Source organism: Flavobacterium sp. FlaQc-57 (assembly GCF_044007395.1).
Taxonomy (GTDB): Bacteria; Bacteroidota; Bacteroidia; order Flavobacteriales; family Flavobacteriaceae; genus Flavobacterium.
Window position 1 is genome coordinate 502,077 of record NZ_JBIPDA010000001.1, and the last position, 13,652, is coordinate 515,728.

Below are 13,652 nucleotides of genomic sequence, written 5' to 3' on the forward strand. Positions count from 1 at the left end.
AATACCGTTATTTGAAATAACGGTATTTTTTATGCTCAAAACGCAAACATCTGTTAACTATACAATTATACTCTACAATTCTGTAATAGAACAAGATATTTTCAGTATTAGATTTGTTTTATAGAAATATTAAAACGAAGCATCATGAATACTACAGATAAAAAAAACAGCATATTAAACAGCGATTTTAAAAATGAAAATTTAAAGCCGAATGAAAAAAACACTCCCACAAATGAAGAGTTGTTTAATCTCGACAAAATAAAACGCAAGGACGATAATAATAAGGAAATTGCTAATCGCGGCTATACAATACGAGACGGACATAATCCGAACAAGCCAAATCCGGATCAGGAAGATCTTGTTTATGAAGACGATTTGGACAACTTAGATGATGATTTTCACAAAGATCGTGATCTCGAAGATGATAATCATGATGTCTACGAAGTTGAACTCGAAGAAGGCGAAGATGAAGATGATGAATTAGATATTGACGGAAATCTAAACGAAGTAAATGACGAATTAGACAACCCATCTGATGATTTAAAAAAAGTTTAGCTTTTTTTTAGGTTCAAAGGTGCAGAGGTTCAGAGGTACAAAGGAAAAATAGGGTTGCGGAAAAGGTTCAAAGGCCCAAAGTTAAACCTCCGAGCCTTTGAACCTCTGCACCTCTGCACCTTTGAACCTTTGAACCTTCACAAGAACTAATCCCCTATTTTTTCTAAAACCGGAATATCATCCATTTTTTGCAATCTTTCTGCCAAACCGGCTTTGGCTTCAATTAATTCCATTTCGGCTTTACCCAGTTCTTTGTACCATTTTTCCTTTCCAATTGTAGCGTTTTCTATTTTTCGCAGAATCTCGTAAATCTCGCCTTCAGCTTCCATCACTTTTAACCTTTTGTAATACGTCAGGCTTTCGGTCATGTGAGCCAATGCAATCATTGCGGTTAAAAACGGATGATTATTGGTTACATTAACATCTTTTATTTTTCCGTGTTCGAGTTCTACTTTCAAAGCAAAAGCAAATTCTTCCATATTAAAATCATTGTTTTTACTTTTAGGATTTAAATATGCTTTAATTGCTTCAACATTGTTCATTGTAGAAAGATCTACATCAGTTTCTTTTTTATCGCTTAAATCCTTAAAAACGACATTTCCTATCGCACGCGCCTCGGCAATTGTCGGATCATTTTTAGGATTTTCAAAATCACGAGTCGACCAATCCCAATTTTTAGGATGAACAGGTTTTAAATATTTTTCACAGAAATCTGTCACATCATTCTTTAAGCTTACCATTTCGCTGTCTCTTTTAATGTAGACGTCCTGATAAGCACCACTTTTCGTTCCCATAATTCTATTTTTTTATATTTCTCTAAATGCAAACGACACATTTACCGAGATATATGTGTCGTTTTTTACTTGTTTTTTTAAACTAAGGCTAGTCTAAATTCTTTTTCTTCCGCTAATTAGTGATATAACGAATAGAACTAAAAATATGAAGAATAACACTTTAGCAATACTTGCAGCTCCAGCAGCAATTCCTCCAAAACCAAATATTCCGGCTATTATCGCAAGAATAATAAAAATGACTGTATAACGTAACATAAGCTTAAATTTTAAGTTGATAATGATTTGTTTGTTTCTCTAATTTTATACTTTTTAAAAAAGGTGTATTAACTCTAAAATATTATTTCGATAGATAGATCAAACCTGATTTATAATAAAATCTTAGATCTACTATAACTGAAAAATCTATATCCCAAAGTTCATTAAAAAACAAACCTATTATGTTATATAATTTTTGTCAAAATTTTCATAATTAACTATACATTAGAAAGTTCTATAAAAAACAGTCTAAAAGTAATTAGGAGCTTTTCCTGCTGTCCTTCCAAATCTTTTCCTTGCTAAAGAAGCAAGAAAAAGGATTTTCCCTCCCATCAGGGCTAGGTATCCGGTTTTATAAGAAAGTTATTATATACTAGAAATGGTTTTTACTATATTTGCGGTTCTTAAACTACGACCTTAAGAACGAAATAAGATTTGCCCTTGTATTATGTGTGCGGTATCGGAAACGACCGCAGGCGCTGTCGTAGGCGTTAGAAACACTAAAGTACAGGGGTTTTTATATTCTCAAACTACGATATTATGAGTACAAACACCCTTTCGAAAGAAGCCGAAACTAGGCTAGTCAATTTCTTCAACACAACCATTGCGCCAAACGAAATGGCCAAAGCCCTAAGACAGGCAAATTATGTATTAGCTCTAGGCGCTATCCGAAAAGACGAAACACCTCAACAGGAAATTATCAAACTAGAAAACAGCTTTTACTGGCTCAACGAATTAGCCGAAATTTTAAATCCTTATTTAGATGTAGAATAAAATACTATAGTTTTCAACACATTAAAAAGCCCCGATTTTTTTTAAAATCGGGGCTTTTTTGTTGGTCTTATCAGAAAATATTACAATTTTTCAATCTGTTATTATCGCAAGAGCAATGTCCTTAAATAAGTAAAAATCTATAATGCTTCGATTAGCAAATTTCTGACATAGACATAAAACCGCAAAGGTTTTGTCATTTCGACGAAGGAGAAATCTCACGCGCGGATCTACAAGATTAGTAATTTTCTTTGTAAAGTTTCTAGTGTGATTTCTCCTTCGTCGAAATGACAATAATGTGCTTATTCTCTTTGTGGATCATTAGAACGGGTTCGAAGTCAGGAGACTTCGAACAGCAGAAGACTTCGTACAGCAGAGTAAAAACAGAAAACATTAGTTGCTTTATTTTTTTAAGCTCTTTGAATTTCTTCTTATTTAATATTTACTTCAATCACACCTTTAAATACAATCCCGTGCACATTCTTGTCTAAGACAGAATAAATCGCGCTTTTTGACATATAAATGGTTTTAGAATCGTTTGTTTCAATTTCGATTGCTTTTATTGAGTTTGTTGCAGTTTCAATTTCTTTTTTAGACCAATTTCCAATTCCAAAAGAAATCACAGCAATAGAATCTTTGGCCAAATTAAGTACTATAGAATCGTTGGTCGCAATACTCTTTAAATCGTTGATTGCGTTTGGTTCTATATTAATTTTTACTTTGACATTTGAAGCCGTTTTATTCTTAAAAAAAATATCATGCGAAGGATCGCAACTAGAAAAGAGAATTATAAAGATTGGCAGCAATAAAAATTTCAAAGATGTTTTCATTGATGGTCGTTTGTGTAAAATTGTTATTGTGTTTTAATTGTTTTTTTAATTGCCTTATTGTACTCCAATTTCATCAATAGAATCTTCAGGCTGAGCTTGCCCTTTAATTAATTTCAAACACTTTTTAAACATAAATCTGATCAAGAGTATTAATAAAACAATCATTAACAGAGATCCCAAAGTATAACCTATTCCTTCGGCCGTATTTTTTTTAATTTCTCTTATACAATCAAAAAAAGTTTTAAAAGATGTTGCTAATGTTGCTAATGACAATAACAACGCGGCAATCATCAAACAAACTCCGCCGATTTTTTTAAGTATTTTCATTGATGTTTTTTTTTATTTAATCAATATTTAGATCTAATTAACTTCAAACCAAGTCTTATTATATAGATTATTATTACATAATCCTCCACTAAAAATCAAAAACAAACCTATTATACTTTTGAGTAATTTCATGAAATATAAAATTAGTTTTTGAATTTTCTTGTTAGTTAAATTAACGAAAAATTAGAGCCTTCCTCCATACATCTGCCAATTTCCTTTGCTAATATAAAACAAATAAACTCACAAATAAACTTACAATAATCCGTTGAGTGTAATTACTTCATTTGTTCTCGTAACTGGGTCATAAAAAACATCCAACACATAGAATCTTAGTTTTTTTTAAATAAGTGAAACGCCTTTTTGACAATTCATAATCCATATTTCTATGTGTTAAAATTAATTTCAACCAACGAGTTTAAAATAAATAAGTTATATCCAAATCCTATAACATTATTCTAAAATACTGTAAGACAACCTTTATAGATCTAAATAACTTTACATTATAAACATTTAAACTATATAATCATGAAAAAGATATTATTAGCCGGAAAGGCAATTTTAGGAGCTGGACTTATTATTATATTCCTGAACTCTTGTAAAAACGAAACTAAACAAGAAGATCCAAAAGAAGTTGCTGAAGACACCAACGAAGCCAAATTTGATTCTATTGCAGATAAAAAAGACGACTCAGAGTATTTAGTAGATATCGCCGAAGTAAATTTGGCTGAAATTGAAATTGGGAAACTGGCACAGCAAAAAAGCACCAATCCTGAGGTAAAAAAATTCGGAAAAATGCTTGTTGATGAGCATACCAAATCAGCTTCAGAAGTTAGTGCTTTAGCAAAAGCTAAAAACTTCACTTTGCCAACTTCCTTAACTGAAGATGGACAAGAAGAATACAAAAAACTAAACGAAAAATCAGGTTTAGATTTTGACAAAAAATTCGCAGATATGATGATCGACGGTCACGAAAAAGCAATTGAAGAATTGCAAAAAGCAACTAAAGATGCAAAAGATCAAGATATTAAACTTTGGGCATCAAACAATATAGCACCGCTTACAGCTCATTTGGAACACGCGAAATTGCTAAAACAAGAATTAGATAAAAAGTAATTTTTTTTTTAAGGCATACAGATTCAGAGGTTCAAAGCGACAAAGGTATTTGTAGAGACGCACAGTAGTGCGTCTCTTTTTTGTATTTAATTTTACAAAGGATGGATTTTAATCCATCCCCATAATATGTCTGTTTCTTTGAATCTCCGAACCTTTGTTCCTTTGAACCTTTGAACCTTTGAACCTTTGTCCCTATGAACCTATTGCGCCAGCAATAATTTTCCCTTTATAAAAAACACCTTCTCTTTTTGGTAAACGCGCTACAGCTTCGGCTGAGCAGGTTGCTTTTACCAAAATAAAATTGGCTTCGCTATCGACTGCTGGCCAAACACGGGTTCCGGCATCGTTAAGTGGTAATATCTCGTCTTTTGTGGCGATATGTAAAGCACGACTTAAACTGAATTCGTCTGTCCAACCATAAAGTTGTGCACATAATTTTGCTTTTTCAAGCATATCGCAAGTTCCAAAAGGCTGCCAGTGATCTACAATACTATCTGTTCCGGTCATGAGCTTTACACCATACTTTTTTAAAGTTGGAATTGGCATTATCGTTCTCCCAATCGGAATTGTAGACACTACTCCTATTCCTAAATTCCCCATTTGCTCTGCAATTTTTTCAAGATCTTTCTGATCCATTCTCGCAAGAGCAAAACCATGGCTTATATAAGTCTTTCCTTGTAATTGCTTATTCTCTTCTGTTTTCTTTATAATATACTCAATTGCAGCTTTACCAGATGGCAAACCTTCATGCAAATGTATGTCGATACCTTTATTACTATCTAATGCAATTTGAAACATGGTATCTAGTGACTTCTCCATATTTCCATCGACGCTCGTTGGGTCAAGTCCGCCAATAAAATCAATTCCCATACTTGCAGCTTCCCTTAATAAAGGTTCTGATTGTGAATACAAGATTCCGTGTTGCGGAAAAGCGACGATTTCCCAACCAAAACTATCTTTATTCTTCTCTAATGCTGCCTGTAGATGCTCTAAACTTTTCAGTCCGCTAACAGGATCGATATTACATTGACAACGAGCAAAATAACTTCCCTGACTTTGCATTAATTTAATGGCTTCTTCTGCCTTGTGTTGAGAATCAGGTAATAATTGCGGAATCAATTTTTGCTCCAGCGTAATCATATCTTTTACCGTATATCCTTTTCTTGGCGCTGCATTCCAGGTTCCTCCATAATACGTTTTATCAATATGAATGTGCATATCGCGTAGACCAGGAAGCATTAAAAGTCCTTTGGCATCGACCGTTTTTAATTTTAAAGCTGATTTTCCTGTGGTAATACTTTTAATTTTACCATCGGCAATATGCAAATTATATAAAGCTGTTTTTGTAGCAACAACTTCATTTTTTTCGTTGTATTCAAAACCATCTTCTAATCGTACATTAATTAAAATGTATTCTTTTAGAGAGTCTCCATTTTTATCCTCAGGTAAAACTTGTGCTACTGCATTTGCTCCAATTCCCGAAAACAAAGCTGCTCCGGTTGCTGCTGCACCTAATCCTAGAAATTTTTTTCTGCTTATTTTATGATCTTCCATAAATTATATTTTACCATTGTTGGTTTTGTTGTACGATTTTGCAATACCATTCTAATAACAAATAGAATATATTGCTTTGCAAAAATCGTGAGAAACTAAAAACGATTATGGTAATATTACGGATAAGGATGGTAAAAATTATAACTTTCTTTAAAATCGCCCGGTGTTTTTCCGGTATACTTTTTAAATACTTTACTGAAATACGTATTATCATTAAACCCAAGCTGATAACCAATTTCTTTTATAGACAAATCGGTACTGGTTAACAAACGTTTGGCTTCAAGTATTGTTCGTTCTTTTATAACATCGCCAGCTGGCATTTTTAAGTATTTCTGAGAAAGAATGTTAAGATAATTGGGCGTAATATTCAATTTATCAGCATAGAAATTTACTGAGGATTCTTCCTTAAAATTAGCATCAATTAATACGGAAAAACTTTTGATTACTTTTTCCGGCTTGGTAGAAGAATCATGTTCCTGAAACTGATTTAAAAACTCCTTTTGCAACAATTTTAGCAATAAATGTAGTCGGAGCAAAACTATTTCTTTAGTAAGCGCATCGTTTTGTGGCAAAATAGATTCTATTTCCTCCAGATGTTTTTTAAATTCGCCAAACTCCTCTTTAGTCAAAGAAAGGCACGACGGAACACTTTGCTCAAAAAAAGGAAACTGCCCTAAATTTGGAAAAATATTAATTATTTCTGACGAAAGCATCAGCTGAAATCCACTCGTATCAACATTTAATGACCAATTGTGCACTTGTCCCGGTCTGATAAAATAAACTTGATAATCGTTTACGGTATGTTGAGTAAAATCGACATTGTGAACACCAGAACCTTTCTCTACAAAAAAGACAAGATAAAAATCGTGTTTATGAGGTTGTTCAAATTCATTTCGTCCCTTTACGCTATGGCGAAACAAAGTAATACCCAAAGTTTTTTCTCCAAGTATATTACCAACAGTCAAAGTAGGAATCGAATATTTATTCAAAAGGAAATATTGTTAATTATGCTTTTTCAAAAATATAGAATTAAATGTTATATTCTTTTAAAGAATAAAAAAAGGCCTGACTATCCCAAAGTCAGACCTTTTCAAGTATTTAATTTATGATTTTTTAGCTCCCGCTAAGTCGCTAAGTTTTAATTTCAAAACTCTGAACCTTTGCTACTTTGAACCTCCAAACCTTTAAACCTTTCTTACTTCAAAGAAGCCATATCAATAACAAAACGGTATTTAATATCTCCTTTTAACAATCTTTCATAAGCATTGTTAACCTCATCAACACCAATCAATTCGATATCTGCAGTAATATTATGTTCAGCACAAAAATCAAGCATTTCCTGAGTTTCTGCAATTCCACCAATAGCAGAACCAGCAAAACTTCTTCTTCCTAAAATAAGGCTAAAAGAGGTTACAGGAAGTGGTTCCATTGGAGCACCAACCAAAGTCAAGGTTCCATCTACTTTAAGTAAATTCAAATAAGCATCAATATTATGTTCCGCAGATACACAGTCTAAAATGAAATTCAGTGTTTTGGCGTGTTGTGCCATTTGTTCCGGATCTGTAGACAATACCACTTCATCAGCACCTAAACGCTTTGCATCTTCGGTTTTTGATAATGATGTTGTAAAAACGACCACATGAGCTCCCATTGCTTTTGCCAATTTGATTCCCATATGTCCTAAACCGCCAATTCCAACAATTCCAACCTTTTGTCCAGGACCAACTTTCCAGTGTTTCAATGGAGAATAAGTTGTAATTCCGGCGCAAAGCAAAGGCGCAACTCCTGCAAGATCTAGTTTGTCTGAAATATGCAACACATAATTTTCATCAACAACTATACTTTGAGAATATCCTCCAAAAGTTTGTCCGCCTAAATGTTTATCAGGAGAGTTGAAAGTTAAAATACTTCCTTCATCACAAAACTGCTCTAAATCATTTTTGCAATGTTCACATTCTCTACAAGAATCTACCATACAGCCTACTCCTGCCAATTGACCAACTTTGAAATTTTTAACGTGATCACCAACTTTTACAACTCTTCCTACGATTTCGTGTCCGGGAACTATTGGATAAATAGTTCCGTGCCATTCATTTCTGGCAGAATGCAAATCGGAGTGGCAAATTCCGCAATATAAAATTTCAATTTCAACGTCGTGTGCTTGTACCGCTCTACGTTGTATGTCTAATGTTTGTAATGGTGCTTCGGCAGCTTCTGTACCAAAGGCTTTTATGTTTTTTGTTTCCATTTTTTAGGTTTGTTTGTTTTTGTTTCAGGTTTGAATGCTGTAAAGTTTTTCAATTATCTAATTTTCTAATTGACAAATTATCTAATTGGCAAATTATCTAATTAAACTATTTTCCGAAACTGTTATACTCGTCATCGGTCACGCTTTGCAACCAGATTCCGGTTCCTTTATCTATTTCTGTAATAATGGCAATATGCGAAAATCGGCTAAAAGGTGTTGCTCCATACCAATGTTCAACGCCAGGTAAAATGGTAACGACTTCGTCTTTATGCAGTAAACGAATTGAACCGCCTTTTTCCTGAAAATAGCCAATTCCGTCTGTTGCAATAAACAATTGCAAAGTAGGATTAATATGCCAATTGCATCTTGATCCAGCTTCAAAAGAAACCTCTTTAATGACCGTATTATCCGGGTGAATGTTGCTGGTTTGTTTTTTATAAGATACATCACCAGTCATATAAGTATTTGGGATTTTTCCCTCTTCAATAACAGAAGTATAAAGTGTTGACATAAAAATTGATTTTTTGAGATTGATTTTTTTATTTAAAATGATCTGACTTTTAAATTGCCCGATAACAACAACACCTTTACTTTAAATTATTTAAAGCTATTGTATTGCTCATCAGTTACTGGCTCAAGCCAGTCTACGATTCCTTTTTCAGTATTGGTACTAATAGCGATATGAGTAAATTCGCCGTTTGGAGAAGCTCCATGCCAATGTTTAACTTCGGGCTGAATGTTTACAACATCGCCTTCTTTTAGCAATTGAATTGGTTTTCCAATTTCCTGATAAAAACCTGTGCCTTGTGTCACAATCAGGATTTGACCTCCGGGATGTGTATGCCAATTGTTTCTCGCACCCGCTTCAAAAACTACATTCCCTACGGCAGTATTTAAAACAGGATCATTTGGAACCAGCATTTTTACCCACGCCTTTCCTGTAAAATAATCTGCTGATGCTAAATCTCCTTTTGGAAAAATGGTTTCATTAATTTGATTATCTGATGCTTTCATAAATTTCTTGTTTATAATTATCAGAAACAGAAAACTAAATCAGGAAAGCTAGAATGCGCTTTAAGAAGTATTATTTAGTCTGTCGAAAAACTGATAAATGATTAATACTATAATTTCAATGCAAAATTAGAACAAAGATGCTTTTTAGAAATAACAATATTCAAACAAAAAATTAAGAATATGAAACAATTTACACTCTCAATGATTTCGGAATTGTTCCGGTAAGTCGTTTAAAGTAATTATTAAAATAACTCGGGTATTCAAACCCAAGCGAATATCCAATGTCCGAAATACTCCAGTCTGTATGATGTAATAATGCTTTTGCTTCGCCAATAATCCTTTCGGTAATATGGGCTGTAGTTGGTTTTCCTGTAACTTCTTTTACAGAACGATTAAGGTGATTTACGTGCACAGCAAGGCTTTGCGCATAATCTTGCGGAGTTTTTAAAGCAAGCGGCTGATCTTTTGTTTCGATTGGAAATTGTCTTTCCAGAAGTTCTAAAAACAAAGAAGTTATTCGAGAAGAAGCATTTTTATGTTTAAAAAAATTTTCTGTAGGCTGCATTTTCATCGATTCATGTAAAATCAAGTTGATATAATTGCGAATCAAATCATCTTTAAATACATAATCTGTATCTTGTTCTTCGATCATTTTTAAGAACAATGAATCTATAAACACTTTTTGTTCAGTCGATAAGGTAAAAATTGGTGTACCGCCAATTTTAAACAAAGGCGATTCATGAAGACTTTCAGAACGATCATTAACTTTTAAAAACTCTTCGGTAAAAACACAAGCATAACCATGATATGATGGAGAAACAATTTCCCAGGAATATGGAATATGCGGGTTTCCAAAAAACAATATCGTTCCGTCAATTTCAATACCACGATCCGCATAATGTATGAGACTCTCGCTTGTATTAATACAAATCTTGTAATAATCCCTACGATTGTATGTCGGGATTTTACTAACATCACCATTTACTTCGTATACTTTAAAACCTTTTAGTTTTAAATCGTTTATACCAAGTTCTGAAGCCTGAGTTTCTAATTGATCTTTCATTTTACAAAGTTATGAAAATCAAATAAAAAAAAGTGAAATTTTATTTTGTTGCAGGTTTCAGGTTAAAATGAAAATTTTACCGCAAAGCACACAAAGTTATTTATTAAGCTAAGTTTTTATAAAAATACAAATTTCGCAAAGCTTTGCGAACTCTACAGTTGTCAGCACAACGAAATTCCAAAAAACTTTGCGCGCTTTGCGGTTAATTTTTTTATCCACATTTCAACCTGAAACCTGAAACAAAATAAACCATATTAAAGCTTGTTTAATTATACCAATCGGTATATATTTGTATTCTTATAATTGACAACTCATGAGTAAAGCCGAAAGAACCAAACAATTTATTATAGAAAAAACTGCACCTATTTTTAACATGAAAGGTTACAGCGGAACTTCTATGAGCGATATAACCGATGCAACCGGACTAACGAAAGGAAGTATTTATGGTAATTTTGAGAATAAAGATGAAGTTGCAATTGCAGCATTTAACTTTAATATAAAGAAACTTAAGGACACTTTTGAACGTGAAATTGAAAAACAGGCTACTTTCAAAGATAAATTATTGGTTTATCCGCGCCTCTATTCTGCTTATAATGATTTGAAAGTAACCAAAGGCGGATGTCCTATAATCAATACTGCGACAGAAGCTGATGATACACATCCTGTTCTTAGAAAAAAAGTCGAAAATACTATTCATGCCTGGAAGAATAAGTTAATCTACTATATCGAACAAGGTATTCTGGCAGGCGAGTTCAATGCCAAAGACATCAATCCTGAAAAAACTGCTCTAACAATAATCGCGATTATTGAAGGCGCAATTATGATTACTAAAATAACCGGAAATACATCTGTCATATCAGACATTATGCTTTCGCTAAATAAAATTATTGACGATTTAGAATAAATCTTTTCTGAAGGATTATTTTTTTGAACAAAAACATACCGAATGGTATAAAATAAAAATATAAATTAATGGAAACAAAAACAAGATTACAAGTATTACAAGATCATATTGACGGAGAGTTTACTGCATCGCCATCACCTTTTATGCTTTGGATGAAACCAATAGTTGTTGCTGCCGAGGAAGGTACAGTAACCTTTAAATATTTTATTCGCGAAGAAATGTCAAATCCGGTTAAAAGTTTACATGGAGGTGTTACAGCTGCAATTGCTGATGATTGTATTGGTGCTACAATGTTTTCTCTTAATGAAGAGACCTTTTATACCACCATAAATCTTGTTGTAGATTACTTTGCTCCCGCTTTTGTTGGAGATACGATTATTGCGAAAACTGCAATTATTAGAAAAGGAAAACAAATCGTAAATGCACAATGCGAAATCTGGAATAGCAACCAATCGAGATTAATAGCCAGAGCAACTTCTAATCTTCTTAAAACTAATATTGTAAAAAAAGACTTATAACTCTTTGTGCAAAATATTTTAATACATAGAAGCATCGATTTTGTAATTCTCTTTCATTAAAAAAGCTATGTTTCTATGTTCTTTTCACATCTCATTTTTACAAAGAACCCTTTTTTTTAATCAAAAATATACCAATTGGTATAAAATATATTTATGACACCATTAAACCGAAAACTACTCATTCTTACAGTCATATTGGCTGCAATTATGGAACTAATTGACATCTCGATTGTAAACGTAGCACTTTCTCATATGAGTGGAAACCTGGGCGCAACACTCGAAGATACTTCCTGGGTAATTACTGCTTATGCAATTGCAAATGTGATTATTATTCCAATTACAAGCTTTTTGAGTGCTAATCTCGGCAGACGCAACTACTATATTGGTTCTGTCATTTTATTTACTTTCTGTTCGTTTATGTGCGGACATTCCTCTAATATTTGGATGCTAGTCTTTTTTAGATTTTTGCAAGGAATAGGCGGCGGAGCATTACTATCTATTTCACAAGTTGTTGTTTTCGAACTTTTTCCAAAAGAAAAACAATCTACAGCGGGAGCATTATTTGGAGCGGGAATTTTCATTGGGCCAACAATCGGACCAACACTTGGAGGATATATTACCGAAAATTACGATTGGCCATGGATATTTTTAATCAATGTTCCAATTGGTATTCTGGTAATGATTTCATGCTATTTTTTATTACGTGAACCTCCGGTAAAGCCAGAAATAACAAAAGTCGACTGGACTGGAATTGCTTTATTAGCAACAGGCGTTGGAGCATTGCAAACCGTTTTAGAAAGAGGCGAAGTCGAAGATTGGTTTGAAACGCGCTACATTATTGTATTAACTGTTATTGCTACATTAACTTTACTGGCGTTTATTTATTGGGAATTAACGATAAAAAATCCTGTTGTAAATCTTCGGGTACTCAAAAGCAAATCTTTGAGTATTGCGGCGGTTTTAACCTTTGTAACAGGATTTGGTATGTTCATTTCCATTTATATAACTCCGGTCGTGGTGCAGCGTCTTTTAAGTTTTTCTCCGTACCAAACCGGATTACTTTTGCTTCCGGGAGCATTATTTGCTTTGCTTGCATTAAAAACCTGCGGAACCTTATTGCAAAAAGGCGTTTCTCCTGTAATCATTATTGCATCAGGATTTCTTTTGTTTATTTATTTTAATTGGAGAATGTCTGAAATGACTTTAAACACCAGCGCTGCTGATGTAGCAACTTCGCTCATTTTTCGTGCTTTAGGTATGGCTTTACTTACCGTTCCGCTTACTATGTTAGCCGTTTCATCTTTAGATGATAAAGATGTTGGCCAAGGTGCAGCACTTAACAATATGATGCGGCAATTGGGCGGTTCTTTCGGCGTATCAATCATCAATACGTATGTTGCGCATCGATTTGCTGCTCATAGAAATGAATTAATTTCTGATGTTACTCCAAATAATCTCATAGCAATGGACCGAATAAATGCGTACATCAAATACTTTCAAAATAAAGGCTTTGCTTATAATGAAGCAAAATTTAAAGCGCTAAAACTTATGGAGAACATTGTATTAAGACAATCCTCATTATTGAGTTACAGAGATGCTTTTTTTCTTGTCGGATTATTTTTTGTAGTCACACTTCCTTTGCTTTTGTTTGTTATGAATAAATCGAAAAAGAGAAAATCTGATTTGATTATTTCAGATCATTAAAA

At 33.3% G+C, this 13,652-nt stretch carries 16 protein-coding genes; 6 read left to right on the forward strand and 10 right to left on the reverse strand.

Annotated elements, in window-relative coordinates; genetic code table 11:
• Positions 1-144 precede the first annotated feature (144 nt).
• Entirely contained in the window at positions 145-555 is a 411-nt protein-coding gene (locus ACHRVZ_RS02060; protein ID WP_395420472.1) for a hypothetical protein, read from the forward strand.
• Positions 556-701: 146 nt separating this feature from the next.
• Here ACHRVZ_RS02060 and ACHRVZ_RS02065 read toward each other — a convergent pair whose 3' ends face one another.
• Both ACHRVZ_RS02065 and ACHRVZ_RS02070 read right to left on the reverse strand, forming a co-directional pair.
• Positions 702-1,349 carry a DUF5661 family protein gene (locus ACHRVZ_RS02065; protein WP_395420474.1) on the reverse strand — a complete coding sequence of 216 codons (648 nt, stop codon included), beginning with the start codon at positions 1,347-1,349 and terminating at the stop codon, positions 702-704.
• 93 nt (positions 1,350-1,442) lie between these two features.
• Positions 1,443-1,604, reverse strand: a complete 162-nt coding sequence (locus ACHRVZ_RS02070; protein WP_395420476.1) for a DUF1328 family protein — start codon at positions 1,602-1,604, stop codon at positions 1,443-1,445.
• 540 nt (positions 1,605-2,144) lie between these two features.
• Here ACHRVZ_RS02070 and ACHRVZ_RS02075 point away from each other — a divergent pair.
• Positions 2,145-2,378: a hypothetical protein gene (locus ACHRVZ_RS02075; RefSeq protein ID WP_395420478.1), complete on the forward strand. Its 234-nt coding sequence runs from the start codon at positions 2,145-2,147 to the stop codon at positions 2,376-2,378.
• 428 nt (positions 2,379-2,806) lie between these two features.
• On the opposite strand, the gene ACHRVZ_RS02080 is transcribed toward ACHRVZ_RS02075, so the two are convergent.
• Complete coding sequence (locus ACHRVZ_RS02080; RefSeq protein WP_395420479.1) at positions 2,807-3,205, reverse strand: hypothetical protein; 399 nt, start codon at positions 3,203-3,205, stop codon at positions 2,807-2,809.
• Between the two features lie 54 nt (positions 3,206-3,259).
• On the reverse strand, positions 3,260-3,532 hold the full coding sequence (locus tag ACHRVZ_RS02085) for a hypothetical protein (RefSeq protein WP_395420480.1): 273 nt from the start codon (positions 3,530-3,532) through the stop codon (positions 3,260-3,262).
• A 525-nt stretch (positions 3,533-4,057) separates the two neighbouring features.
• Between ACHRVZ_RS02085 and ACHRVZ_RS02090 the strand changes: the two genes are divergently transcribed.
• Positions 4,058-4,645, forward strand: coding sequence for a DUF4142 domain-containing protein (locus tag ACHRVZ_RS02090; protein ID WP_395420482.1), 588 nt, complete (start codon positions 4,058-4,060; stop codon positions 4,643-4,645).
• A 192-nt stretch (positions 4,646-4,837) separates the two neighbouring features.
• Here the strand turns inward: ACHRVZ_RS02090 and ACHRVZ_RS02095 are convergent, their stop codons facing one another.
• The 6 genes from ACHRVZ_RS02095 to ACHRVZ_RS02120 form a co-directional block, all read right to left on the reverse strand.
• Positions 4,838-6,199, reverse strand: coding sequence for an amidohydrolase (locus ACHRVZ_RS02095; protein ID WP_395420484.1), 1,362 nt, complete (start codon positions 6,197-6,199; stop codon positions 4,838-4,840).
• A 116-nt stretch (positions 6,200-6,315) separates the two neighbouring features.
• On the reverse strand, positions 6,316-7,188 hold the full coding sequence (locus ACHRVZ_RS02100) for a helix-turn-helix domain-containing protein (protein ID WP_395420486.1): 873 nt from the start codon (positions 7,186-7,188) through the stop codon (positions 6,316-6,318).
• Positions 7,189-7,394: 206 nt separating this feature from the next.
• Complete coding sequence (locus ACHRVZ_RS02105; protein ID WP_395420488.1) at positions 7,395-8,447, reverse strand: NAD(P)-dependent alcohol dehydrogenase; 1,053 nt, start codon at positions 8,445-8,447, stop codon at positions 7,395-7,397.
• 106 nt (positions 8,448-8,553) lie between these two features.
• Positions 8,554-8,958, reverse strand: coding sequence for a cupin domain-containing protein (locus tag ACHRVZ_RS02110; RefSeq protein WP_395420490.1), 405 nt, complete (start codon positions 8,956-8,958; stop codon positions 8,554-8,556).
• 86 nt (positions 8,959-9,044) lie between these two features.
• Positions 9,045-9,461, reverse strand: a complete 417-nt coding sequence (locus tag ACHRVZ_RS02115) for a cupin domain-containing protein (protein WP_395420492.1) — start codon at positions 9,459-9,461, stop codon at positions 9,045-9,047.
• 190 nt (positions 9,462-9,651) lie between these two features.
• Complete coding sequence (locus ACHRVZ_RS02120) at positions 9,652-10,524, reverse strand: helix-turn-helix domain-containing protein (RefSeq protein ID WP_395420494.1); 873 nt, start codon at positions 10,522-10,524, stop codon at positions 9,652-9,654.
• 313 nt (positions 10,525-10,837) lie between these two features.
• On the opposite strand from ACHRVZ_RS02120, the gene ACHRVZ_RS02125 reads away from it, so the two are divergent.
• The 3 genes from ACHRVZ_RS02125 (at position 10,838) to ACHRVZ_RS02135 (ending at position 13,650) form a co-directional block, all read left to right on the forward strand.
• Positions 10,838-11,428, forward strand: a complete 591-nt coding sequence (locus ACHRVZ_RS02125) for a TetR/AcrR family transcriptional regulator (protein ID WP_395420495.1) — start codon at positions 10,838-10,840, stop codon at positions 11,426-11,428.
• 68 nt (positions 11,429-11,496) lie between these two features.
• Complete coding sequence (locus ACHRVZ_RS02130) at positions 11,497-11,946, forward strand: PaaI family thioesterase (RefSeq protein WP_395420497.1); 450 nt, start codon at positions 11,497-11,499, stop codon at positions 11,944-11,946.
• 153 nt (positions 11,947-12,099) lie between these two features.
• The gene (locus tag ACHRVZ_RS02135) at positions 12,100-13,650 is read left to right on the forward strand and encodes a DHA2 family efflux MFS transporter permease subunit (protein WP_395420499.1); all 1,551 of its coding nucleotides are present in this window, start codon (positions 12,100-12,102) and stop codon (positions 13,648-13,650) included.
• Positions 13,651-13,652 lie beyond the last annotated feature (2 nt).